Here is a 25,268-nt window from a genome sequence, read left to right on the forward strand (position 1 = left end):
GCCTAGCCCGGCCGGAACGCCGGACCGGTCAGCGCCGCTCGTCGCGGTAGACGGTCTCGCGGCGGGCCACCCGCTGGATCGCGTAGCTGGTCACCAGCAGCAACAGCGCGAGTACCACCTCGACGCCCGCGACCGTGCCGGTGGCGACGGTGAGGCCGAGCAGCAGCAGGATCAGCCCGACGACGGCGAGCAGGCCCGCCAGCAGCAGCCGGTTACGCCGTCGCGCCGACCGCTGCGCGTCGTCTGCGCTCACGCTGGCCCGCCTTCCTCCGGTTCCGCCTCCGATCCTAGGCGCCGGCCGTCGCCGGGGTGGCGGATCGCGGCGCCGGAAACGGCCCGGGGCCGGACGCTTCTGCGTCCGGCCCCGGGTCACGGCGGCGGTCAGTGGATCGGGACCGGCACCTGACGCTTGTCCTCGCCCGGGTCGCCGTCGAGCAGGTGCGACGGCTCGCGGCGGCGGGGCAGGAACGCGGCCGGAATGAAGGTCAGCAACACCAGACCGAAGGCGACCCAGAACGTGGTGGAGAAGGAGTTCGCCGCATAGTCGAGCCCACGCTCGATCAGCGACGGCGGCACCGGGAACTGCTGGATCAGCTCGGGCTGCTGCTGGGAGGCGATGGCGAGCTGGGCCTCGGTCAGCGGGGCGCCGGTGGCCGGGTCGGTGACGCCGGGGATCGGCCGGGAGCCGTTCAGCTCGCTGGTGAGGATGACCGACATGACCGCGGCGCCGACCGAGCCGCCGATCTGCTGGAGGATGTTGACGAGCGTGGAGCCGCGCGCCACCTCCGCCGCGCTGAGCGTCTTCAGCGCCGAGGTCATGATCGGCATCATCGTGCCGCCCATGCCGAGGCCCATCACGAACAGCGAGCCGCAGAGCAGCCAGTACGACGTGTCGGTGCCGAGCTGGGTGAAGGTGAAGAACCCGGCGGCGATGAGCACGAGCGCGAACGGCACCGTCCGGCCGACCGGCACGCGGTCGGCGAGCATGCCGGCGATCGGCATGGTCAGCATCGCGCCGATGCCCTGCGGCGCGATCAGCAGGCCCGCGGTCAGCGTCGTCTCGCCGCGCACCTGGAGGAAGTAGCTGGGGAACAGCAGGCCCGCGCCCATGAACGCGATGATGAACACGAACATGGTGACGGTGGCGATGGTCAGGTTGCGGTTGCGGAACAGCCGCAGGTCGAGCAGCGGGTGCCGGGGCCGGAACGAGTACAGCACGAAGGCGACCACGAGCGCGCCGCCGGCGAGCATCGGCAGCCAGACCTTGGTGTCGGCGACGGTGCCGGTCTCGGGCAGCGTGGAGATGCCGTAGAGGAACAGCGCCAGACCCGGCGAGAGCATGAGCATGCCGAGGAAGTCGAACGACTCGGACGGCTCGGCGTTGTCCCTGGGCAGGGCGAGCTGGGCGTAGACCAGGGCGACCACGCCGATCGGCAGGTTGATCAGGAAGATCCAGTGCCAGCTCGCGACGTCGATCAGCCAGCCGCCGAGGATCGGGCCGGTGATCGGGCCGAGCAGCATCGGGATGCCGAGCACGGCCATCAGGCGGCCGATGCGGTGCGGGCCGGCGGCCCGGGTCATGATCGTCATGCCGAGCGGCATGAGCATGCCGCCGCCGAGGCCCTGGATCACCCGCCAGGCGATCAGCTCGCCGATCGAGTCGGCCGTGGCGCACAGCCCCGAGCCGATGGTGAACAACGCCAACGCCACCATGTAGAGGCGTTTCGTGCCGAACCGGTCGGCGGCCCAGCCGCTGAGCGGGATCACCGTGGCGAGCGCGAGCGTGTAGCCGGTCATGGTCCACGCGACGCGGGCGTACGTGGCGTCGAACTCGCTCTGGAACGTCGGCAGCGCCACGCTGACGACTGTCACGTCGAGGATCGACATGATCGCACCGAGCACGACGACGCCGGCCACCTTGAGTACGGCGGCGTCGAGCTTCGTCGACGTCGCGACGGGTTGCTGGGTCACTGACGGTCTCCTGGATCCGGTCCGGCACTGGGGTGTCGGCGGCGGCGCCGCGCGCCGTCTGCGGAGCGCGGGCGGAACGCGCGGCGGGGCGGCGTCCGGGCGACAGCGTAGCCATGACCTGGGACGAGGCGCGGCCGGTTTTGCCGACGGGAGAACCGCGGCGGCACGCGAACCGGCCGCGCCGCCGGCGCCGATCTGCTCCGGCGGCTCGCGGAAAGGGCTGGTGCGCGCCGATTCGCCGCTCTTGTCGAGCCGGTCACCGCCGGCGACGACCGTGACGAAGGTCATGCCCCGTCCGGGCAGCTCCGGCGCTTCGGCACGCCGCCGATCAGCCCAGGCCGGCCATCAGGTCGACCTCGGCCGTACGCGAACGGTCGATGCGGCGGGCGAGGTCGCGTACCCGCTCGCTGGTCCCGGCGGCGACCTGGGCGCGGGCCAGGTCGGCCGCGGTGCGCTGGTGCCGGCTGAGCACGTCGAGCAGCACCCGGTCGGCGTCGGCGGGCGCGGCGGCGCGCAGGCGGGCCAGTCCGGCGGCGGCCTCGCTGTGCCCGGAGTGGTCGTGCCGGGCGGCCGCGGCGGCGGCCGACGGGCCGGCCTCGCGCAGCCAGCCGCGCATGGTGGCCAGTTCGTCGGTCTCGGTGGCCCGGACGGCGGCGATCAGCGTGCGGATCCGCGGGTCGGTGGCCCGGTCGAGGCCGAGCCGGACGATCTCCAGCGTCTGCTCGGTGTGCGCCACCATCATGGCCAGGAACAGCGCGTCGATCCCGCTGACAGTGGCGTCCGCGCCGGCCGGGACCGAGGTCGTGGCGGACGGGACCGGCGGGGACGGATCGGCGGCCGGTGGGCCGCCGCACCCGGGCAGGGCCAGCGCCACGCCGAGCAGGGCCGCGGCGGACGCGCGGCGGAGCCGGGGACCGGCCGGCTCCACCGCGCGGGTACGCGGGCTCAGATCTGCTGCCACAGCGCCGGTACGTTCGGCGGTTCCCAGCCGGCGATGGCGGTGTGCGCCTGGCGGCAGCGGTAGCTACGGCCGTCGTAGGTGACCGTGTCACCGACCTGGTACGCCCGCCCGGCGGTCCACGTGCCGCCCGGTGCCGGGGTGCTGGTCCGGGTGGGCGTGGGCGAGGGCGCGGGCGTGGTGGGCGCCGCGGTCGGGGTGGGCGGCGGGGTCGGGTTGCCGCCTCCGCCGCCGATCTGGAGGTCGACGCAGGAGTAGAACGCGTTGGCGGTGTCGGAGATGTTCCAGATGGCGAGCAGCTTCTGCCGGCCGGAGAAGCCGCCGAGGTTGACGGTGTGCGACACGGTCGCGCCGGGCTGGCGGCCGCCGCCGTCGACCACGGCGACCCGGGTGCCGCCGATCCAGTACTCCCAGTTGGCGGTGGCGTGCCGGGCGGTGTTGACCCAGGTGAACGTGACGGTGCTGCCGACCGATGTGGCCGGCCAGTTGCGGCTGTCGTCGTTGAGCACCGCGAACTGGGCGATGCCGGCGTGGCAGCTGCGCAGGCCCTTGGGGCCCTCGACGCTCTGCGGCTCGTACTTGATCTGACCGCAGTCGGGCACCCGGTTCTGCGCGCAGAGCGCCTGCCGGCTGGGCGGCGAGGAGACGTAGCCGTGGGCCTGCGCGGGCGCGGCGAGCGCCAGCGTCCCGGTGACGGCACCGGCGGTGAGCAGCGGGAGGGTGATTCTTCGGCGCATGGTGGCAACTCCTTCGGGGGGAACGGAAGGTGCCCAGAACATAAATTAAACATTGTTAACAGTAAAGACTCCTGTCTATAAATTAAGCCCTGCACTCCCCCGCGCCGGGCGTATGATCCTCATCGATGGCTCGCCGCGCGGAGCCGATCGTCGTTCGTGGGCACCCGTCGCCGTCACGGCTCCGGGAGGACGACGCAGACCGGGCATCGCCTCGTCGTCCCACTCCGAAGGACACCCCCGCATGAGGAGAACCACCGCGTTCGCGGCCAGCCTGCTGCTGCTCGCCACCGCGCTCAGCACCGTCGGCGGGCCGGTCGCCGCCGCCGACCCCACCGACCCGGTCACCGTCACCGTCAACACCCGCGCCGGGCTGGCCACCGTCCCCGCCACCGCGCTCGGCGTCAACCACGCCATCTGGGACTCGCAGCTCGGCAGCGCCGAGACGTCCGACCTGCTCAAGGCCGCGGGCGTGAAGATGCTGCGCTACCCCGGCGGCTCGTACGCCGACATCTACCACTGGGAGACGCACACCGCGCCCGGCGGCTACGTCGCACCGAACACCGACTTCGACACGTTCATGGCCGGCGCCCGCCGCGTCGGTGCCGAGCCGATGATCATCGCGAACTACGGCACCGGCACGCCCGCCGAGGCGGCGGCGTGGGTCCGCTACGCCAACGTCACCAAGGGCTACGGCGCCAAGTGGTGGACCGTCGGCAACGAGAACTACGGCAACGGCCACTACGGCTCGGCCTGGGAGGCCGACGACCACCCGGACAAGAGCGCCTCCCAGTACGCGCGGCTGGTGGTCGAGTACGCCGACGCGATGAAGGCGGTCGACCCGAGCATCAAGGTCGGCGCGGTGCTCACCATGCCCGGCAACTGGCCGGACGGCATCACCGCCGGATCGGATCCGGGGCCGTGGAACCAGACCGTGCTGTCCATCGCCGGCCCGAAGATCGACTTCGTGGACGTGCACTGGTACCCGGGCGGCAGCGCCGCCGACTCACTGGCCCGCACCAACCACCTGCCCGACGCGGCCTGGCTGCTGCGCCAGCAGATCGCCCGGTACGCCGGCCCCGGCGCGGACCGGATCGGGATCAGCTTCACCGAGCTGAACGTGGACGCCGGCCGCACCACCGCGCCGGGCGCGCTGTTCCTGGCCGACGCCTACAGCGGCCTGCTGGAGCAGGGCGTGTTCACGGTGCAGTGGTGGAACGTGCACAACGGCATCGGCACCGTCTCCGAGGTGGCCGGGCAGACCGACTACGGCGACTTCGGGCTGCTCTCCAGCGGCAACTGCACCAGCGACGGCGAGGCGTGCCAGCCGGCGTTCAACACCCCGTTCGCGCCGTACCACGCGTTGTCCATGATGAACCTGTTCGTCCGGCCCGGTGACCAGCTCGTCCGCGCCGGGACCGACCAGCCGCTGGTCGCCGCGCACGCGGTCCGCCGGCCGGACGGCAGCGTCGCGGTCCTGCTGCTGAACAAGGATCCGGACAACGCGTACCCGGTGGCGCTCGACTACGCCGGGTTCACCCCGGCCGACGAGGCACCGACCGTGCACACGTTCACCAACGGCGCGACCGCGATCAGCACCACCCGCTCCGGCAGCGCGGCCGCGCGCACGCTGCCGCCGTACTCGCTGACCACGCTCGTGCTGCGACCGGCCGGCAGCTCGGCCGGGCGGCCCGGCGCCCCGGGCCGGCCGACGGCGAGCGCGGTGACCGACCGCGCGGCGACCATCTCCTGGCCGACGGCCACGCCCGGCGGATCCCCGATCGCCAAGTACGAGGTGCGCCGCCAGTACGGCGCGGTGAGCGAGCAGCTCGGCGAGACCGCCGGCACGTCGCTCACGGTGGGCAACCTCGAACCGGGCGCCCGCTACACGGTCAACGTGCTGGCCCGGGACACCGCCGGGCGGGTCTCGTGGTCGTCGCCGCCGCTGACGTTCGCCACCGGCAGCCCCGCCGAGAGCTCCTGCGCGGTGCGGTTCGACGACGACAACGACTGGGGCAACGGGTACGTGGCGAACGTCGAGGTCATCAACACGGGTGCGAAGGCCGTCGACGGCTGGACGCTCACCTGGACCTGGCCGACCGCCTGGCAGCAGGTGAGCAGCGGGTGGAGCGCCACCTGGGACCAGCAGGGCCGCAACGTCCGGGTGACGCCCACCGCCGACAACCGGCGGCTCGCCGCCGACGGCGGGAGCACGACTGTGGGCTTCGTCGGCGCGTACAGCGGACCGAACGTGCCGGTGGGTGCGTTCCGCCTCAACGGCACGGTCTGCACGCTGCGCTGAGGGGCGGTCAGCCCCGGCCGGGTGGCCGCAGCCGCACGTCGGCCGCCGCCGGGACCTTCGGGTTCCGGCGGCGGCCGGCCCGGCGCGGCGCCGGCACCACGTGCGGGCGCAGCGGTCCGGGCGGCAGCGTGGGCAGGTCCGGTGCGGGTGTCGGCAGCACGGCCAGGATCACCACGAGAAGCACCACCGCGACGACGCCGTCGAGCCAGTAGTGGTTGCCGGTGACCACCACCACGAGCGCGGTCACCAGCGGATGAAGCAGCCAGAGCCAGCGGCGGCGTCCGGTGGTGACCGCCATCAGCGCCACCGCGATCGCCAGCGCCCAGCCCACGTGCAGCGACGGCATGGCCGCGTACTGGTTGCTCAGCTGGTCGGTGTCGGGAGGTCCGTAGACGCTCGGCCCGAACCGGGTGCCGGTGTCGACCAGCCCGGTGAGCGCGGTCAGCCGTGGCGGCGCGAGCGGGACGCAGACATGCAGCACCAGCGCGACCGCGGTGAGCGCTGCCAGGGCCCGCCGCAGCCGCACGTAGTGGGCCGGGCGGCGCAGCCAGAGCCAGACGAGGCAGAGCACTGTGGCCGGGAAGTGCACGTAGGCGTAGTAGGAGTTCGCCAGCCGCACCAGCAGATCGTGCGCCAGCAGCGGTCCCTGCACGAGCGTCTCGTCGGGCAGGCGCAGCAGCCGCTCCAGCCGCCAGACCCACTCGCCGTTGGCCAGGGCCACCTCGGCGTGCCCGGCCACCACCTGCCGGCCCGCCTTGTAGGCCAGGAAGAGCACGGCGACGAGCGCCAGCTCGCGCGCGGCCCGCTGCCATGCGGCGAGGCGGGCGGGCGCGGTCCGCGTGACGTCCACGGCTCCTCCTTCGGTTCGTCCCCGCATGGACCAGGGCCGCCGCCGGGGTCGGCGACGGCCCTGGGGGTACGGGCTCAGCGGCGGGCGCGTTCCTCCCGGCCGGCCGAGTCCACGCTCACCTCGTCGAAGGCGGGCGCGCCGTCGACGGCGTCCGCTCCCACCGCCACCGAACGGCCGGTGTCCGGCAGGTCGAGGCTGGAACGCAGGGTGACCGGGCGCAGCAGCAGCGCCGCAACGATACCGACCACCGCGATGGCGGCCGAGATCAGGAAGATGTGCCCCGTTGCGTCCCCGTACGCGGCCCGCACGATCTGCCGGACCGGCTCGGGCAGCGCGTCGAGGTTGAGCGTGCTGCCACCGCCCCCGCCGGAGGTGGGGATGCCGGCCGCGGCGAGGTCGTGTGTGATCCGGTCGCTGACCCGGCGGGCGAGCACCGCGCCGAGCACGGACACGCCGATGGTGCCGCCGAGCGAGCGGAAGAACGCGACGCTGGCGCTGGCCGCGCCGATGTCCTTGAGCGCGACGGTGTTCTGCACGGCGAGCACCAGGTTCTGCATGGTCATGCCGACGCCGACGCCGACGATGAACATCGCGAGGCCGACGAAGACCAGCGAGGTCTCGTGGTCGATGGTGCCGAGCATGGCGAACCCGATGACCAGCACGACCGCCCCGAACACGATGTACGGCTTGATCTTCCCGGTGGCGGTGATCATCCGGCCGGCCACGATCGAGGAGATCAGCACACCGGCCATCATCGGGATGGTGAGCAGGCCGGCCTCGGTCGGGCTGTAGCCGCGGCCGATCTGGAAGTACTGGCCGAGGAAGACCGCGCCGCCGAACATGGCCATGCCGACCGCGAGGCTGCCGAGAATCGCCAGGGCGGTGGTGCGCTCGCGGACGATGTGCAGCGGCACCACCGGCTCGGCAGCCCGCGCCTCCACCCAGACGGCGAGCGCGAGCAGCAGCACCGAGCCGCCGACCATGGCGCCGGTCTGCCAGGAGACCCAGGCGAAGGAGTCGTCGACGAACGAGATCCAGATCAGCAGCACGCTGACGCCGGCGGCGATGAGCGTCGCGCCCAGGTAGTCGATCTTGACGTTGTCCCGGCGCACGGTGGGCAGGTTCAGGGTGATCTGCAGCAGGAACAGCGCGGCGGCCGCGACCGGTACGCCGACGAAGAAGCACCAGCGCCAGCCGAGCCAGGAGGTGTCCACGATCAGGCCGCCCAGCAGCGGGCCGCCGACCGTGGCCAGCGCCATGACGCCGCCCAGGTAGCCGTTGTAGCGGCCGCGCTCACGCGGCGGGATCATGGCCGCGATGGCGACCTGCACGAGCGCCTGGAGGCCGCCGACACCGATGCCCTGGAACGCGCGGGCGGCGATGAGCTGCCCGGCGCTCTGCGCGAAGCCGGCCGCGACGGACCCGACCAGGAACACCACGATGGCGATCTGGATCAGCAGCTTCTTGTTGAACAGGTCGGCCAGCTTGCCCCAGATCGGGGTGGTCGCGGTGGCGGTGAGCAGGGTGGCGGTGACCACCCAGGTGTACTGCGTCTGCGAGCCGTTGAGCGCGCCGATGATCTTCGGTAGGGCGGTCGAGACCACGGTGCTGCTCAGCATGGCCACGAAGAGCACCAGCAGCAGACCGCTGAGCGCCTCCAGCGTCTTCCGCTTGCTCATGGGGGCGGCCGCAGCCGTCGTGGTGGGTGCGCTCATGCGCGCGTCCTCCAGGTGTGTCGATACGGGGTGGCCGCTTCGTTGCCTCAAGCAATCAACACTAAACCTTGCCCGATAGGCAAGTTTGCCCATTGAGAAATGGGTCACCTACGCTTGGCCCATGGAGGAGTGCACCGGGCTGCGGGAGCGGAAGAAGGCGGCCACCCGCCTGGCGCTGCACGAGGCGGCGCTGTCCCTCGCCGTCGAGCACGGCCCCGACCGGATCACCGTGGAGGCGATCGCCGACGCCGCGAACGTCTCCCGGCGGACGTTCTCCAACTACTTCGGCGGCAAGGAGGAGGCCCTCTTTCACGGCGACACGCTGCGGTTGCGACGGCTCCTCAGGCTCGTCGCGGACCAACCGGCGGAGCTGTCGCCGTGGGCCGCGCTGACCCGGGCCGCCCTGGTCCAGGCCGAGGACGGCTACGACGATCCGGCCGAGCCCTGGCTCAACCGGCGTCGCCGGCTGCACGGCCACCCCAGCCTGGCCGCCCACCAGGTCGGCGCGTACGCGGCCCTGGAGCGGGAGATGGCCGCGGAGCTGGCCCGCCGGCTGACCGGACCGGACGCGGCGCTGCGGGCCCGGATCGTCGCCGCGACGTTCCTCGCGTCCCTGCGGATCGCCGCCCACGAGTGGCTGGAGCACCCCGGACGGTCGTTGCGCGACGTGCTGCGCGACGTGCTCGCCCTGGCCGCCCCGGCGGCGGGCTGAGCGCACGGCTTCCCCGTCGGACCGGTGGAATGGCCGGCGAAAGCGGCACCCGGCCTGACCTGGGCTGACACACTCGCCCGGTGGGTGGCGACCGGTGGCGCAAAGGGCTCGGGCCCGCGACCGGCGTCGCCCCCGCCACCCGGGTCGACCGGTTCGAGATCTTCTTCGACCTCGTCTTCGTGGTGTCCTTCTTCATCATCACGCGCGCCACCGCCGCGAACGTGACCCCGCGGCAACTGCTGCACGCGCTGCTGGTGCTCGCCGTGCTCTGGTGGTGCTGGGTGGTGCACAGCGCGGTCGCCGCCCGGCTGCGCCTCGGCGAGGGCTTCGTGCCGATCCTCATGGTGGTCGGCATGATCGCGCTGTTCACGTTCGCGCTCGCGCTGCCGCAGACCTTCGGCGACCTGGACAAGGGCAGCGCCGGCCCGATCCTGGTCACGATCAGCTACGTGGTGATCCGGTTCGTGCACACCGCCCTGTACTGGTACGCCACGCGCGACGACCCGCCGGCCCGGCGCAAGCTGCGGCTGTTCCTTCCGGAGGCGGTGATCTCGGCCGGCCTGCTGCTGGTGGCGGCGCTGCTGCCGCCGCGTGTGTCCCCGGAGGTCGGCCCGTGGCTGCGCGACGGGCTGTGGATCGCGGTGGTGGCCATCCAGTACAGCAGTGGCCTGCTGGCCGGCACCGACGGCTGGAAGATCACCTCGGCCGAGCACTGGACCGAGCGGTACGACCTCATCCTGATCATCGCGCTCGGCGAGTCGGTCATCTCGGTCGGCGTCGGCGGCAACCTGCTCGGCCAGCCCGTGACCTGGCCGGCGATCCCGGCGGCGATCTTCGGCATCCTGTTCACCGCGGCGCTCTGGTGGGCGCACTTCGACATGATCGGCCCGGCCGCCCGGATCGCGCTGCACGCCGCCCACGGCCCCGCGCGGGTGGCGCTGGCCCGCGACGCGTACGCCTATCTCTACCTGCCCATGATCGCCGGGGTGATCCTGTTCGCGATCGGCGCCGAGGAACTGGTCCGCATCGTCACCGACCCGGCGGGCGGCCCGATGGAGCGCGGCCACGGGCCGGCCGTGCCGCTGCTCTTCGGTGGCGTGCTCCTCTACCTCGCCGCCAACATGGCGTTCCAGTGGCGCGTGCTGCGGACGCTGTCCTGGTCCCGGGTCGGCACCGTGGTGCTGCTCGCCGTGGCGCTGCCGGTCGGCGGGCACCTGCCGGCGCTCGGGGCGCTGGGTCTGCTCACCGCCATCTGCGTGGCACTGGTGGCGGTCGAGCTGGTGATCTTCGCCGATTCCCGGGTCGCGTTGCGCCGGCTGATACACGAGGAGAAGGCCAGCGCCGAGGAGAGCGAGGCCGCCTGGCGGGCTCGCTGGCGCGACGACGGCGACAGTGCCCCGCACCGACCTTGACACAGGCCCTAGAGTCTCCGCGTGATCGAGATCGTCACCGAGGTCGACCTGTTCCACCCGCCCGCCCGGACCTGGCGGGCGCTCACGGAACGCGCGCTGCTGGCCAAGTGGTTCGCCGACAGCGCGCCCGGGTCCGATCGGTGGATCCTCGCCACCGCCGCGCTGCCCGGCTACGACGGCGACACCGAGGTGGAGACCGTCGAGCTGCGCGCGCCGCACCGGCTGGTGGTCCGCTGCCGGGAGGCCGGGCGGGCCACCCGGCTCGCCTGCGACCTGACCCCCACCGCGCACGGCACCCGGCTGTCCGTGCGGGAGGTGCTCGAAGAGGGCGACTGGGACGCCGACGCCCGCGCCGAGCAGCACGAGCAGGCAGTCACCGGACGGCTGCCCGCGATCCTCGACTGGCTGGCGTTCCAGAACGTCGACCTGCGCCGCGCCGAGGGCGGACTGACCGCCGAACTGCCTGTGGTCCGGCTGCTCGGCGACGACAAGCGCCGTCCCGGGCGGCGCCGGGTGCTGCTGGCAGCCGGCACGGTGACGCTGATCGCCGCCGCGGCCGGGGCCACGGTGTGGGCCACCGCCGACGAGCCGCCCGCGCCGGCCGCGCCGACGCCCACGACCTCGCTGGTGATGCCGTCCAGCGCCACGCCGTCGGCCCGGCCCACGACCGCGCGGCCCACGCCCAGTGCCAGCCGCCGCAGCGCGTCGCCCTCGCCGACGCCGTCACCCACCCCCAGCCGTACGCCGAGCGCGACGCCCTCGACGGTGGCGGCGGCACCGCTGACCGCCACCTACGAGACGGTCACCGACCGGGTCTTCGGCTACCGGGGCGAGGTGGTGCTGCGCAATCCCGGCCCGTCCCCGCGTCCGGGCTGGACGGTCACCGTGACGCTGCACGACGGCGCCACAGTGGGCAGTGTGAGCGGCGCCGAGGCCACCCAGGACGGCACCGTGGTCACGTTCACCGGTGGGGCGTTGCCGGGCGGCGAGTCAGCCACCATCCGGTTCGACGTCCGCGACCCGGACCCCCAGCACGACTCCCCCGCGGCGTGCACCGCCGACAACACCCCCTGCACCCCCGCCTGACCCCCTCCCTCTCCCCCTCCCGCCCGCGCCCTTGAAGCGCGTCGATCATGAGGTTAGACCGCGGGTTTGCCCGCATTGAGGGCGGTCAACTTCATGATCGACCCAGGCCGACCCGGACGGACAGTGCGCAGGCGCGCGTGGATGGGCGCGAGGGCTGATTCGGTGGGTGCGGAAATGAGTTGTTGAGTGCGTGGGAGCGCTCCCGTAACATCCCTGACGCGGCTGTTAACGCTCACAACACAATCGCCACCGCCAATGCCAGAGCCGCTGCCCCGCAGGAGGTCAATTCATGTCCAGATCCAGGTCAGTCAATGCCATATGGGCATCGGCCGGCGCCGCGCTGCTGGCGTCGGCGTCGGTCGCCGTAGCGCTGCCCGCCGGAGCCGCCGCCGCGGGCTGCTCGGTCAACTACGCGATCTCGTCGCAGTGGCAGGGCGGCTTCGGCGCCAACGTCACCATCACGAACCTGGGCGACCCGGTGTCGAGCTGGACGCTGACGTGGTCGTTCGGCGCCGGGCAGACGGTGACCCAGTCGTGGAACACCGAGCTGACCCAGAGCGGAGCCGCTGTGACCGCCCGCAACGTCAGCTACAACGGGTCGATCCCGACCAACGGCAACACGTCGTTCGGCTTCAACGGCTCCTGGGGCAGCAGCAACCCGGTGCCGACCAGCTTCGCGCTCAACGGGGTGACCTGCACCGGCGGCACCACGCCGACGAGCGGCCCGACCGGCTCGCCCACCACGGCCCCACCGACCACGGCACCGCCGACCACTGCACCGCCCACGACCCCGCCGCCGGGCGGGACGTGCAACCTGCCGTCGTCGTACCGGTGGTCCTCGACCGGTGCGTTGGCGCAGCCGCGCTCGGGCTGGGTGTCGCTGAAGGACTTCACGGTGGTGCCCTACAACGGCCGGCACCTGGTCTACGCCACCACCCATGACACCGGAACGCGGTGGGGGTCGATGAACTTCGGCCTGTTCACCAACTGGTCCGAGATGGCCTCCGCGTCGCAGAACGCGATGTCGTCGGGCACTGTGGCACCCACCCTGTTCTACTTCGCGCCGCGCAACATCTGGGTGCTGGCCTACCAATGGGGACCGACCGCGTTCTCCTACCGCACCTCGACCAACCCGACCAACCCGAACGGGTGGTCGTCGGCGCAGCCGCTGTTCACCGGCAGCATCTCCGGCTCCGGCACCGGCCCGATCGACCAGACCCTGATCGCCGACGACCAGAACATGTACCTGTTCTTCGCCGGTGACAACGGCAAGATCTACCGCTCCAGCATGCCCCTGGGCAACTTCCCCGGCAGCTTCGGCTCCACCTACACCACCATCATGTCGGACTCGACGAACAACCTGTTCGAAGCCGTGCAGGTCTACAAGCTGCAAGGCCAGACCCGCTACCTGATGATCGTCGAGGCGATCGGCTCCCAGGGCCGCTACTTCCGCTCCTTCACCGCCACCAGCCTCAACGGATCCTGGACCCCGCAGGCCGCCACCGAGTCCAACCCGTTCGCCGGCAAGGCCAACAGCGGCGCCACCTGGACCAACGACATCAGCCACGGCGAACTCATCCGCACCACCGCCGACCAGACCTTCACCGTCGACCCCTGCAACCTCCAACTGCTCTACCAAGGCCGCTCCCCCAACTCCGGCGGCGACTACGGCCTCCTGCCCTACCGACCCGGACTACTCACCCTCCAGCGCTGAGCTGGCCGATCGAGAAGAGAGAGGTCCGATGAGAAGGCACCAGACGACCCGTACCGCGGTGTTCTCGGCCGGGGCCGTCCTGCTGGCGTCGACAGCGGTGGCCGCGGCGCTGCCGGCCGGGGCGGCAGCCGCCGGCTGCGCGGTCACCTACGCCGTGTCGTCGCAGTGGCAGGGCGGCTTCGGCGCGAACGTCACGGTCACCAACCTCGGTGACCCGGTCAACGGCTGGACGCTCACCTGGTCCTACGCCGCCGGCCAGACAGTCACCCAGGCATGGAACGCCACAGTGACCCAGAGCGGAGCGGCTGTCAGCGCCCGCAACGTCGACTACAACAGGTCCATCCCCACCAACGGCAACACGTCGTTCGGCTTCAACGGGGCCTGGACCAGCAGCAACCCCGCTCCGACCAGCTTCGCGCTCAACGGGGTGACCTGCACCGGTGGCACGACGACACCGACCACGTCGCCGTCCACCTCCCCGACGAGTTCGCCGACCACCTCACCCAGCAGCCCGCCGCCCACCGGGGCTGCGGACATCACCGTCAACACCGCCAGCCGCTACCAGACCATCGACGGGTTCGGCGCCGCGGTGTCGATCTGGGGCGGCGCCTGGTCGACGGCCGAGACGCAGACACTCGTCGGACTCGGCCCCAACCAGCTCGGCCTGTCCATCGTGCGTACCGGCGTCTCGCCGGTGTCCGGCGAGTGGGGAACCCAGGTCAGCGCGCTGCGGACGGCGAAGTCGTACGGGTCGAACGTGAAGATCATGGCGTCGCCGTGGACCGCCCCGGCGGCCTGGAAGACGAACAACAGCCGGATCAACGGCGGCAAGCTGCGCACCGACTACTACGACGACTACGCCAACCACCTCAACAGCTACGTCCAGTACATGCGCAACCAGGGCGTGACGATCGACGTCACGTCCGTGCAGAACGAGCCGGACTGGCACCCGGACTACGACTCGATGGACTGGAGCGGCACCGAGCTCCAGACCTTCGTGCGGGAGCAGGGCGCCAAGGTGCAGAACACCAAGCTGATGGTCGCCGAGGCGGTGAACCTGAACTACGGGTACACCGACCCGACGCTCAACGACGCGGCGGCCCGCAACAACATCGGCTACATCGGCGGGCACCTGTACGGCACGGAGGCGTCCGGCCGGCTGAAGCCGTACACGCTGGCGCAGCAGTACAACAAGCCGGTGTGGATGACCGAGTGGAACCTGCACGAGGCCGACGGCGGCGGCTCCAACATCTGGGGCAACCCGGCCAACGCCGCGGCCTGGAGCGAGACGCTCGACGACATCATGCGCACCGTGCACAAGTCGATGGAGTCGAACTGGAGCGCGTACGTCTGGTGGTACGGCAAGCGCTACTACTCGTTCATCGGTGACGGCGAGTCCGCGTACGGCACCGTGGCGGGCGCGCCGCTCAAGCGCGGGTACGCGTTCTCGCAGTACGCGAAGTACGTGCGGCCCGGCTACCAGCGGGTCGCCCTGACCAAGAGCTCCAAGGCGTCGCCGCTGGAGGTGACCGCCTACTCCGGCGACGGGAAGGTCACGCTGGTCATCCTCAACCGGTCCACGAGCGCGGTGAACAACGCGATCATCCAGGCGCCGCAGAACGTGAGCCGGGCGGAGTACGTGGCCACGTCGCAGAACGCCAGCGCGGCGAGCCAGCCGGTGGGCGTGAACGGCAACCAGGTGACGGTGAACGTCGGCGCGCGGAGCATCTCCACCGTCGTGCTCACCCTCTGACCGGCGACACGCACGAGGGCGGGGGCGGCCGGATCGGCCGCCCCCGCTCGTCGCGCCTGCTAACTGGCGTACGTCTCGAACTCGCCGACTCTCGGCGTACCGCCGGAGCTGTTGATCTTGAAGTTGATCTTCTTCAGCGAGGTCGCGCCGAAGGTGATCTGGCCGGTCCCGCTGCCGGAGGCGAGCACCGCGCCGGTGTCGTTGTTGACGAGCTGCCACGACCCGATCGAACCCGAGGTGCCGGACGGCTCGCGGATGACCACGCGGGACACAGTGGTGGCCGAGCCCCACTTGATCGAGACGGTGCCGGTCGACCCGGACGGCGACCAGTACGTGCTCAGGTTGCCGTCGCGCACGTTGCCGTAGCTGGTGCCGCCGGCCTTGCTGGACCCGTCCGCGCCGGCGCCGGAGACCAGGCTCAGGTTGGTCCCGCCGGACGGCGGCGGGGTGGTCGTCCCGGGCGGCGGCGTGGTGGGGGCGGGCGTGGTCGGCCCCGGCGTGGTGGGGGGCGGGGACTGCGGCGTGCAGTTGCCGTCGGACACGCGCAGGCCGGTGTTCGCGCCCGCCGTCTGCCGCACGATGTCCGGCACGCAGCTCGCCGCGTCGAGCCGGTACGAGTACGGGACGCTCACTGTGGTCGTGGACGTCACGTTCGGACCCGCCGGGTAGTTGTCGCTCCCGGGCGAGGACCAGGTCACGTTGTCGAAGATGTTGCCGCTGACCTGCCAGGTGCCGCGCTCGCTGGTGTAGAACGTGCCGAGCACGTCCTTGGAGTTGCGGAAGTAGTTGTTGTCCACCTTGGCCCGCGCCCCGGCCCGGGAGTTGATGCCCGACTCGTGCAGCCCGGTGTAGTGGTTGTTGAACATGTGGGCGATGCCGCCGCGCAGCAGCGGCGTACGGGAGTCGATGTTCTCGTACAGGTTGTGCTCGAACGTGATGTAGCCGTTGCCGCGGTCGCTCTCGCTGGAGCCGATGAGGCCGCCGCGGCCGGAGTTGCGCAGGATGCTGTACGACAGCGTCACGTACTGGGTGTCGTCCTTCATGTCGAACAGGCCGTCGTAGCCCTCCGACTCCCCGCCGGACGCCTCCAGCGTCACGTGGTCGACCCACACGTTGCGGACGCTGCTCTCCATGCCGATCGCGTCGCCGCCGTTGGAGGTGGGCGAGCCCGACTTCTTGACGTTTCGCACCGTCACGTTCCGGATGATGATGTTGCGGGAGTCACGGATGTGGATGCCGAGCTGGTCGAAGACGGCGCCGCTGCCCACGCCGATGATGGTGACGTTGCTGATCTGCTTCAGCTCGATCACGCCGTCGGCGGTGTTGCAGCTCGATCCGGAGACCTTGCTGGTGTTGCCGTGGTTGATGGTCCCGGTCACCTCGATGATGATCGGGGTGCTGCTGCTGGCCCGGCCGCAGAGCGCGGCGTGGATGGCGGTGCCGGTGGTGGCGCGTACGGTCTGCCCGCCCGCGCCGCCGGTGGTGCCGCCGTTCTGGGTGGCGTAGCCGGTGGCGCTGCCGGCCGCCGCCGACGCCTGCGGGGACGGCAGCACCACGGCGACGGCGATACCCACGACCGCCGTGGCCAGTGCCGCGTGGAGTCGCAGCGCGACTGGTCTTCTCATGTCGCCTCATTCCTTTTTCGAGCATGCGGGAATTGCCGCCGAGCGAACGGCAGTCACCGAATGGGAATAATGAGGAGCCGCGACGCGATCAGGCGCGCCGCCAGCGAATGTCGTTCATCTGCGATGCCCGGCCCGCAAATGAAACATCGATGCAACGCAATCGTATGAAAGCGCTTTCCAGGAAGGCAAGGCCTGGCGTTTGCAGGTTTTTTGCACTACTCCGGGCGGCCGGAGGCCGCGGACGCCTTCTTGACGGGACGCGCGATCGATGGTTGCCTGCACCTCACCCTGGAGATCGACGCTCGTCTACTTCCCGCCCCCACGAGGAGCGCCATGCCCCATCCCCGCAGGACCTCGCCGGCCGCTGTCGCCGGCGCGCTCGCCGCCGTCCTGGCCGTCTCCCCGGCGCCCGCCGCACCCCCGGCTGAACCGACGGCCACCGGCAACACGTGGAGCGCCGACATCACAGTCGTCGACGCCGACGACGTCGGCGTCCGCTGGACCGGCGCCGGACTGCGCCTCGCCGACACGGCGGGCCGCCCGGCCGCCCAGCGCCGGCAGACGGCCGGGGGCATGCTCGTCACCGCGCCCCACCCGCTCGCCGCGCCGGCCAACCGGGTCCGGGCCGACATCGACGCGACCCCCGGCACCGGCGGCGCCGTCGAGGTGGCGGCCCGCGGCTGGCGATCGGGCGCGTGGACCGAGTGGCGGTCCGTCTCCGGCGAGGCCGTCTTCGACCAGCCGGTCACGCGGGTGCAGATCCGGGTGGCCCTCACCGCCGGGCGGCCGTCCGCCGCGCCCACAGTGCGCGCGGTCCGGCTCGTCGCCGACTCGGTCGTCGCCGTCACGGCCGCGACCCCGGGCCTCACCTACCGGGTGTACGCCACGCGGGAGGGACTGGTCGGCGGCACCACCGCCAACGGGCACGTGATCGTCTCGCGGGACCACTTCGTCGCGCTGCCGTCGGCCCGCGGCCTCGCGCCGAAGAACACCGGCGACTACACCGTGCGGGTCTGCACCACCACCCGCAGCCGCTGCGAGTACGCGCCGGTCTGGGACATCGGACCGTGGAACACCAAGGACGACTACTGGAACCCGGGCGGTGTCCGGGAGATGTGGAAGGACCTGCCGCAGGGCCGGCCCGAGGCGCAGGCCGCGTACCAGAGCGGCTACAACGGCGGCCGGGACCAGTTCGGGCGCGTGGTGGGCAGCCCGGCCGGCATCGACCTCGCCGACGGCACGTTCTGGGACGGTCTGCTGCTCACCGACAACGCCTGGGTCGACGTCGCCTACCTCTGGACCGGCACCGGTACCCGGGGCCGGATCGGCAGCGGCCCGCTCAACATCCGGTCCGGCCCCGGCACGAGCAATCCCGTCGTCGGCCTGGCCGCCACCTACGCCAACGTGCCGATCGAGTGCTCGGTCACCGGCCAGTCGGTGAGCGGCCCGTACCGGACCACCAGCCAGTGGAACCGCCTCGCGTCAGGACACTTCGTCAGCCACGCGTACGTCTCCGGCGTGACCGGCACGATCGCGGCCTGCTGAGGCCGGCTCGCCCGGGGTGGGCCGGCCCGCTGAGGCCGGCTCGCCCGGGGTGGGCGCCGGTGTCGCGCCGCCCCGGGTGCGCTGGATGAGCACGACGCAGGCGAGCACCGCGCCCGCCACCACCAGCGCGCCGGGCGTGACCGCCTCACCGAGCAGCACCGCGGACCAGATCAGCGTGAGCACCGGCTGGACGAGCTGGATCTGGCCCACCTTGGCGATGCCGCCCCGGGCCAGCCCGGCGTACCAGGCGAAGAAGCCGAGGAACATCGACACCGCCGTGAGATAGCCGAACCCGGTCCAGGCGGCGACGCCGCCCTGCGGGCGATGGAGAAGCGCGGCCACCACCGTGACCGGCACCGTGACCGGGAGCGACAGCAGCAACGCCCAGCAGATCGTCCGGGCGCCGCCGAGGTCGCGGGCCAGCCGGCCGCCCTCGGCGTACCCGAGTCCGCAGAGCACCACGGCGGCGAGCAGGAACAGGTCGGCGAGCGACAGCGTCCCCCGCATCGAGCCGCTCGCGGCCAGGAAGGCGAGCACCAGCGCCAGGCCCGCGGCACCGGCGATCCAGAACAGCGGCGGCGGCCGTTCACCGGCGCGCAGCACCGCGAACACCGCGGTCATGGCGGGCAGCACCGTGACGACCACGGCACCGTGCGCTGACGTCTGCGTGGTGAGCGCCAGCGAGGTGAACAGCGGGAAGCCGACCACGACGCCGAGCGCGACGATCGACAGCCGTCGCCACTGGTCCCGGGTGGGGCGCGGCGCGCCGGTCAGCCGCAGGTAGGCCCACGCGAGCAGCGCCGCGCCCACGGCCCGTCCGAACGCGACGAACCAGGGGTCCAGTGTGTGCACCGCGACGCGGGTGGCCGGCAGCGACATGCTGAAGGCCAGTACGCCCAGCGCGCCGAGGGCGATCCCGGAGCCCGGTCTCACCGTTACCGTCGCCGGAGCAGTAGCGCTACTCTGTGCCGTCATGAACGATGGTAGCGCTATCGACCGTGTGGTCCGGCATCTGGGTGCGCTGGCGGCGGACGCCGCGCCCGGCACGCGGCTGCCGTCGGTGCGGGAGCTGACCGCGCACCATCACGTCTCCCCCGTGACGGTCGCCGAGGCGACCCGGCGGCTCGTCGCGGACGGGCTGGTGGAGACCCGGCCGGGCCGTGGCGCGTACGTGGCGACCCGGCGCGCCGGCCCGCCGCGGGCGGACCTGTCGTGGCAGACAGTCGCGCTCGGCTCACGGCGGGGCGGCGAGGAGGAGATGCAGGCGCTGCTGGCGTTACCGCCCTCGGGCGCGATCCCGCTGACCGGCGGCTATCTGGACCCTGATCTCCAGCCGGCCGCCGCGCTCGGTGCGGCGCTCGCCCGCGCGGCCCGGCAGCCGGCCGCGTGGCAGCGTGGTCCGGTCGAGGGACGCGCCGACCTGCGCGCCTGGTTCGCCCGCGAGGCGGGTGGCGGCCTGCGCGCCGAGGACATGGTGATCTGCCCGGGCGGGCAGGCAGCGCTCTCCTCCACGCTGCGGGCGCTCGCCATCCCCGGCGACACGATCCTGGTCGAGTCCCCCACCTACCTGGGCGCGCTCGCCGCCGCGCGCGCCGCCGGGCTGCGGGTGGTGCCCGTGCCCGCCGACGCCGACGGGGTACGCCCGGACCAGCTCGCCGCCGCGTTCGCCCGTACCGGCGCCCGCGTGTTCTACTGCCAGCCCTTGTACGCCAACCCGCACGGCGCGACACTGGCCGCCGCCAGGCGCGGCGAGGTGGCCGAGGCGGTGCGCGAGGCCGGGGCGTTCCTGGTCGAGGACGACTACGCCCGCGACCTCACCGTCGACGGCGACGCCCCGCCTCCGCTGGCCGCGGACGACCCGGACGGGCACGTCGTCTACCTGCGCTCGCTGACCAAGTCCACAGCGCCCGGCCTGCGGATCGCCGCGATCGGCGCGCGCGGGCCGGCCGGGGCACGGCTGCGCGCCGCCCGCCTGCTCGACGACCTCTTCGTGGCCGGGCCGCTGCAACAGGCCGCGCTGGAGTTCCTCGCCGCGCCGGCCTGGGACCGGCACCGCCGCAGCCTGCGCGTCCAGCTGCGGGCCCGCCGGGAGGCTCTGCTCGCCGCGCTGGACCGGCACCTGCCGTCGCTGACACCGCGCGACGTCCCGCGCGGTGGCCTGCACCTCTGGGTACGGCTGCCCGACAACACCGACGACGTAGCGGTGACCACTGCGGCCGCGGCAGCGGGGGTGACCGTCTTCCCCGGCCGCCCCTGGTACGCGGCAGAACCCCCCGCCCCGCACCTGCGCCTGACGTACGCCGCCGCCCCGCCCGAGCAGATGGACGAGGCCATCCGCCGCCTCTCCACAGCCCTCCCTCACTGACCGCGGCAGCTGACGCCGCCGCTCGACCCCGCCCCCGCGCGCCCCGCCCCGCCCCACGCCCGCGATCTTGCAGTTTGGTGCCCCTCATAGCAGGAGTAATCCGGCATCACGGGGGCCGAAAGTGCAAGATCGCGGGGCGGAAGGGGCGGGGCGAGGGGCGAGGGCGGGGCGGGGGTCAGTTGCGGGTGATGGTGAAGGTTGTTGTGGTGTTCTTGATGTCCTGGGCGTTGTCGGTCAGGCGGAGGTTGGTGAAGGTCGCCGCGCCGACCGCGGGGCCCTGACCCGCCTCGGGCATCTCGTTGACCCAGATGCCGAAGCCGGACTTCGCGTCGAACGCGTCACCGCTGCGCCGCGCCCCCGAGATCGACACGTTCGTCAGCACCGTGTCGGTGATCGGGTTCTCCGGCTGACTGCCGTTGTACTTGGTCTGGAACATGATCCCCGAGTACGTCGGATCGACGATGTCCACGTCGGTCACCCGGATGCCGCGGAACTCCTTCGACGCGGAGAACAACCACATCGCCGGGAACGTCTGCGCGCCCCAGAAGTGCCCGCCGGACCGGATCAGCGAGATGTTCTCGAACCGGGTGGGCGGGCTGGCGCCGAACCCGACGAACGGATAGCCGAAGTCCAGCGAGCTGATCGTGATGCCCGAGTACGTGAGCTGGTCGGCGATGTACAGGTTGCGGAACACGTTGTCGTAGCCGCCGTACACGGCCAGCCCCGCCGCCCGCCAGGTGAGCGTGGCGGTCAGGTTCTCGAACACGTTGCCGTGGTTGCCGCCTGACGCGCCCTGGTCGGTGGCGGAGAACAGGGCGAACGCGTCGTCGCCGTTGGAGCGGCCCTCCGAGTTGGTGACCAGGTTGTTGGTGCTGCCGTTCGTCATGTTCACCGCGTCGGCGAAGGTGTTGCGGAACCGGCTGTCCCTGATGGTCAGCCCGTCCACGCTCACCCCCCAGTACGCGCAGACGGTGTGCTCGACCCAGACGCTGTCGAGCGTCAGGTCGTCCACGTCCTTCAGCTCGCCCCACACCTTGCCGGGCCCGTCGATCCGGTTGGTGTAGTTGCCGAAGAACGCCAGGTGGGCGAAGGTCGACCCGCTCGCCGAGGACTCGACCCGGAAACCGGCGTCGGTGTTCTGCTGGTTGCGCGGCGTCTGGAACCGGGTGAACCACATGCCGGCGCCGACGACCTTCACCGCCTTGCCGTACACCTGGAACTTCTGCGCCGTCTCGTACGTGCCGGCGGGCAGGTAGACGCCGACCAGGGTGCCGGTGGTGTCCATCCGTACCGCGTCGAGCGCGTTCTGCACGTCGGCGTGGCTGAACCCGGTCGGCACCTTGTAGCGGGCCGGGTCGGGGTTCGCGCGCGGCGACACCAGTTCGGTGTCGACGAAGTCGATCGCGTACGTGGTGGTGTTCGCCGGGTCCTTCTGGAGCCGGATCCGGCTGCCGGCCGGGACCGTGGTGTCGAGCAGCACGTTCGCCTCGTCGTACAGGTGCCGGGGCGCGCCGGCGCTCGGCGAGTCGCTCGGCCCGGCCTCGGCGCCGTAGAGCCAGATGTGCTTGGAGGTGAGGCTCATCGGCTTGTGCAGTACGCCGTTGACGTACACGTTGATGGTCGAGTCGATCCCGCCGCCGCCCGGTGCGTCCGGGATGGAAAAGCGGGCGACCAGGGCGTTGGCCGCCGAGCGGGTGGTCCACTCGACGTACGCGCCGGTGGTGTTCAGTGTGACCGCGCGGCGGCCGGACGCCTCCCCGGCGAGGTCGCCGATGGTGCGGTTCGGCCCGATCACCTGCGCGCCGCCGCCGGTCGTGCCGTCCTCGGCCTCGTACGCGTCGTACGGCAGGTTGGCCCCGCGGCCGACGAACAGCGACCGGTCGCTCGTGTTGTTCTGCCGCTTGACAGGCAGCTCGTTGGCGTCGTCGGCGAGCACCACCCGCACCGTGTACCGGCCGTTGGCGGCGGTCCAGGTGCCGAGCGACACCGGTCCGGCGGTGGCACCGGCGGCGATCGTGCCGCTGTACGAGCCGGTGAGCGTACGGACCACGGCGCCGGACTGGTCGCGCACCGTCAGCGTGATGCCGTGCGCACCGCTTGCCGACGCGATCGTGCCCTGGTTGCGCAGCGTCACCGCGAAGGAGACGCTCGCGCCGGCGCTCGGCGTACCGGGTGACCAGGTGACGGCGGAGGCGACCAGGTCGGAGCTGGCGACCGGGCTCACCGTCAGCGGGGTCGGGCTGGTGTAGGAGTTGTTCGCCTCGTTCTGCTCGATCACCGCGTTCGACTCGTCGACTTTCGCGGTGAGCGGGTAGCTGCCGGCGTCGCGTACGCCGATGGCCGCCGAGACGGTGCTCGACGCGCCCGCGGCGAGCGCGCCGACGGCGGCGGTGCCGACCTTCGTCGTACCCAGGTAGAGGGTGACGGTGGTGGCGGCGGAGGCCGCGGTGCCGGCGTTGCGCACGGTGGCGGACAGCGTGATCGTGTCGGTCTCCACCGGCGCGGACGGCGACGCGGTGACGGCCGTGACGGTGAGGTCCGGGTTGGGCGCCGGAACGCCGATGACCTGGAGTTCGGCGACCTGCCCGTTGGAGGAGCCGGAGTTCGCGGTGAACTGGAGCCGGACGTCGGCGGCGGTCGCGGAGACCGGGACGGTCACCGTGTTGGCGCTGTTCGGGTTGAAGGAGTACGTCGCGGAGCCGGCCAGGCTGGTGAACCCGGACGCGGACTGTTCCCGGCCGAGCACCTGGAACGTCTGGGTGCGCGCGCCCCACGCCGGGTCCGGGTTCAGCTTCACGACGACCGCGCTGATGCTCGCGTTGGCACCGAGCGCGACGGTGAGCGTGCTCGGGTACGCGCCGGGCGCGCCCTCCCAGTACGTGGAGACGTCGTTGTCGACGGCGTTCGCGGCGGCGAACACGTGCACCATCGACGACGCGGTGGCGGGCTTGCCGACCGCCAGGTTGGTGCCGCCGGTGCCGCTGCCGGTGCGGGTGACGGTGTTGCTGTTCGCCGACACGTTCCCGGCGGCGTCGCGGGCCCGCACGTGGTACGAGACGGTGGCGCTGTCCGGCTGGCTGTCGGTGTACGTGAGCGTGGAGCCGCTCACCGTGGTGCGCAGCGTGCCGTTGGCGTACACCTCGTAGCCGGTGACGCCCACGTTGTCCGTGGACGCGGTCCAGGTCAGCCGGATCTGCCCGCTCGCCGGCTGGGTGTAGGCCAGGTTGCCGGGCGCTGTGGGCGCGACCGTGTCCCCGGTGTTGCCGGTACGGGTCACCGTGTTGCTGTTCGCCGACACGTTCCCGGCCGCGTCGCGCGCCCGCACGTAGTAGGAGACTGTGGTTCCGGCCGGCTGGGTGTCGGTGTACGTCAGCGTGGACCCGCCGACGCTCGTGCGCAGCACACCGTTGGCGTACACGTCGTAGCCGGTGACGCCGACGTTGTCGGTGGACGCGGTCCAGGTCAGCCGCACCTGGTCGGTCGCGGGCTCGGTGAACGCGAGATTGCCCGGCGCGCTCGGCGCCTGGGTGTCGCCGCTGGCCGGGCCGTAGATCTCCAGCTCGGCGAGCTGCCCGGCGGGCCAGGCGCTGTTGGCGGTGAACAGCAGCCGCACGTACCGGGTGGACGCGGTGGGCACTGTCACAGTCACCGTGTTGCCGCCGCCCGGGTCGAACGCGTACGAGGCGGACCCGACGAGCGTGCCGAACGTGGAGCCGTTCGTGCTGCCCTGCACGGTTATCGTCTGGGTGCGCGCGCCCCAGCCGGACGGCAGCCGCAGCACCAGCCGGTTCACGCTGGTGGCGGCGCCAAGGTCGGCCTGGATCCACTGCGGGAACGCGTTGTTCGGGCTCTCCCAGTAGGTGGCCGCGTTGCCGTCGTTGGCGTTGCCCGCGCCGTACACGTCGGCGTGGCCGCTCTCGGTCATGGTCCGGCCGAGCGCCAGATTGGTCGAGGAGGTGGCCGTGCCGTACACCTCCAGCTCGGCGAGCTGCGCGGCGGCCCAGCCGGTGTTCGCGGTGATCACCACCCGCAGGTAGCGGGCGTTCGTGGCGGTGAAGCCGAGCGTCACGGTGTTGCCGGCGGCCGGGCTGAACGGGCGGCCCGCCGCGGCGACGACTGTGGTGAAGCCGCTGCCGTCGGCGCTTGCCTGCACGGACAGTGTCTGGTTGCGCGCCTCCCAGGCGGCCGGGAGCTTCAGCACGACCTGGTCGACGGCGCGGCTGGTGCCGAGGTCGACCTGCGCCCACTGGGGCAGCGCGCCGCTGCTCTCCCAGTAGCTGCCCTGGTTGCCGTCGGTCAGGTTGGCCGCGACGTAGGGGCCGTTGACGCTGCTGGCGGTGGCGGTGCGCCCGGCGGCGAGGTTCGGGCCGCCGGCGGCGAGTGCCGGTGGGGCGGGGGCCGCGGTGACGACCAGGCCGACCGCGGCGAGCACCGCGACGATTCCGGTACGGAGTCTGGACATGGTGGACGGACACCTTCTTCCCGGGGGAGGTGGAGAGGCGTTCGGGGGTGGGGGTGCGGTGGCG

The 25,268-nt window shown here is 72.2% G+C and carries 17 protein-coding genes; 8 read left to right on the top strand and 9 right to left on the bottom strand.

Annotated elements, in window-relative coordinates; genetic code table 11:
- Nucleotides 1-28: 28 nt before the first annotated feature.
- From BFV98_RS05165 to BFV98_RS05180, 4 genes are all read right to left on the bottom strand, one after another.
- Nucleotides 29-253: a hypothetical protein gene (locus BFV98_RS05165; RefSeq protein WP_013286169.1), complete on the bottom strand. Its 225-nt coding sequence runs from the start codon at nucleotides 251-253 to the stop codon at nucleotides 29-31.
- 128 nt (nucleotides 254-381) lie between these two features.
- Nucleotides 382-1,971 carry a DHA2 family efflux MFS transporter permease subunit gene (locus BFV98_RS05170; protein ID WP_071095170.1) on the bottom strand — a complete coding sequence of 530 codons (1,590 nt, stop codon included), beginning with the start codon at nucleotides 1,969-1,971 and terminating at the stop codon, nucleotides 382-384.
- A 328-nt stretch (nucleotides 1,972-2,299) separates the two neighbouring features.
- On the bottom strand, nucleotides 2,300-2,932 hold the full coding sequence (locus tag BFV98_RS05175) for a DUF305 domain-containing protein (RefSeq protein ID WP_030272465.1): 633 nt from the start codon (nucleotides 2,930-2,932) through the stop codon (nucleotides 2,300-2,302).
- Nucleotides 2,917-3,666: a lytic polysaccharide monooxygenase gene (locus BFV98_RS05180; protein WP_013286166.1), complete on the bottom strand. Its 750-nt coding sequence runs from the start codon at nucleotides 3,664-3,666 to the stop codon at nucleotides 2,917-2,919. Before BFV98_RS05180 ends, BFV98_RS05175 begins: the two co-directional genes overlap by 16 nt.
- 241 nt (nucleotides 3,667-3,907) lie before the next feature.
- Between BFV98_RS05180 and BFV98_RS05185 the strand changes: the two genes are divergently transcribed.
- Nucleotides 3,908-5,965 (top strand): cellulose binding domain-containing protein, encoded by a 2,058-nt coding sequence (locus tag BFV98_RS05185; RefSeq protein ID WP_071095172.1) that lies wholly within the window; start codon nucleotides 3,908-3,910, stop codon nucleotides 5,963-5,965.
- A 7-nt stretch (nucleotides 5,966-5,972) separates the two neighbouring features.
- Here the strand turns inward: BFV98_RS05185 and BFV98_RS05190 are convergent, their stop codons facing one another.
- Both BFV98_RS05190 and BFV98_RS05195 read right to left on the bottom strand, forming a co-directional pair.
- The gene (locus BFV98_RS05190) at nucleotides 5,973-6,815 is read right to left on the bottom strand and encodes a phosphatase PAP2 family protein (protein WP_071095174.1); all 843 of its coding nucleotides are present in this window, start codon (nucleotides 6,813-6,815) and stop codon (nucleotides 5,973-5,975) included.
- A gap of 74 nt (nucleotides 6,816-6,889) precedes the next feature.
- Nucleotides 6,890-8,530 carry an MDR family MFS transporter gene (locus BFV98_RS05195; protein ID WP_013286163.1) on the bottom strand — a complete coding sequence of 547 codons (1,641 nt, stop codon included), beginning with the start codon at nucleotides 8,528-8,530 and terminating at the stop codon, nucleotides 6,890-6,892.
- A gap of 121 nt (nucleotides 8,531-8,651) precedes the next feature.
- Between BFV98_RS05195 and BFV98_RS05200 the strand changes: the two genes are divergently transcribed.
- From BFV98_RS05200 to BFV98_RS05220, 5 genes are all read left to right on the top strand, one after another.
- Nucleotides 8,652-9,242: a TetR/AcrR family transcriptional regulator gene (locus tag BFV98_RS05200; protein ID WP_013286162.1), complete on the top strand. Its 591-nt coding sequence runs from the start codon at nucleotides 8,652-8,654 to the stop codon at nucleotides 9,240-9,242.
- An 80-nt stretch (nucleotides 9,243-9,322) separates the two neighbouring features.
- On the top strand, nucleotides 9,323-10,654 hold the full coding sequence (locus tag BFV98_RS05205) for a low temperature requirement protein A (RefSeq protein ID WP_047894286.1): 1,332 nt from the start codon (nucleotides 9,323-9,325) through the stop codon (nucleotides 10,652-10,654).
- Between the two features lie 21 nt (nucleotides 10,655-10,675).
- Complete coding sequence (locus tag BFV98_RS05210; RefSeq protein WP_013476919.1) at nucleotides 10,676-11,740, top strand: SRPBCC domain-containing protein; 1,065 nt, start codon at nucleotides 10,676-10,678, stop codon at nucleotides 11,738-11,740.
- A 289-nt stretch (nucleotides 11,741-12,029) separates the two neighbouring features.
- A complete protein-coding gene (locus BFV98_RS05215; protein ID WP_071095176.1) occupies nucleotides 12,030-13,454 on the top strand; it encodes a non-reducing end alpha-L-arabinofuranosidase family hydrolase in 1,425 nt (474 codons plus the stop codon).
- Between the two features lie 28 nt (nucleotides 13,455-13,482).
- On the top strand, nucleotides 13,483-15,207 hold the full coding sequence (locus BFV98_RS05220) for a cellulose binding domain-containing protein (RefSeq protein WP_071095178.1): 1,725 nt from the start codon (nucleotides 13,483-13,485) through the stop codon (nucleotides 15,205-15,207).
- Nucleotides 15,208-15,266: 59 nt separating this feature from the next.
- Here BFV98_RS05220 and BFV98_RS05225 read toward each other — a convergent pair whose 3' ends face one another.
- The gene (locus tag BFV98_RS05225) at nucleotides 15,267-16,832 is read right to left on the bottom strand and encodes a polysaccharide lyase family 1 protein (protein ID WP_013286157.1); all 1,566 of its coding nucleotides are present in this window, start codon (nucleotides 16,830-16,832) and stop codon (nucleotides 15,267-15,269) included.
- A 333-nt stretch (nucleotides 16,833-17,165) separates the two neighbouring features.
- Here BFV98_RS05225 and BFV98_RS05230 point away from each other — a divergent pair, with 333 nt between their 5' ends.
- Complete coding sequence (locus BFV98_RS05230) at nucleotides 17,166-18,377, top strand: hypothetical protein (RefSeq protein WP_013286156.1); 1,212 nt, start codon at nucleotides 17,166-17,168, stop codon at nucleotides 18,375-18,377.
- Here BFV98_RS05230 and BFV98_RS05235 read toward each other — a convergent pair.
- A complete protein-coding gene (locus tag BFV98_RS05235; protein ID WP_013286155.1) occupies nucleotides 18,315-19,310 on the bottom strand; it encodes a DMT family transporter in 996 nt (331 codons plus the stop codon). The genes BFV98_RS05230 and BFV98_RS05235 overlap by 63 nt on opposite strands.
- 40 nt (nucleotides 19,311-19,350) lie before the next feature.
- Here BFV98_RS05235 and BFV98_RS05240 point away from each other — a divergent pair, with 40 nt between their 5' ends.
- The gene (locus tag BFV98_RS05240) at nucleotides 19,351-20,742 is read left to right on the top strand and encodes a PLP-dependent aminotransferase family protein (RefSeq protein ID WP_013286154.1); all 1,392 of its coding nucleotides are present in this window, start codon (nucleotides 19,351-19,353) and stop codon (nucleotides 20,740-20,742) included.
- A gap of 175 nt (nucleotides 20,743-20,917) precedes the next feature.
- Here the strand turns inward: BFV98_RS05240 and BFV98_RS05245 are convergent, their stop codons facing one another.
- A complete protein-coding gene (locus BFV98_RS05245) occupies nucleotides 20,918-25,204 on the bottom strand; it encodes a discoidin domain-containing protein (protein ID WP_071095180.1) in 4,287 nt (1,428 codons plus the stop codon).
- Nucleotides 25,205-25,268: the final 64 nt, after the last annotated feature.

It is taken from the genome of Micromonospora sp. WMMB235 (assembly GCF_001855515.1).
GTDB classification, from domain to species: Bacteria; Actinomycetota; Actinomycetes; order Mycobacteriales; family Micromonosporaceae; genus Micromonospora; species Micromonospora aurantiaca.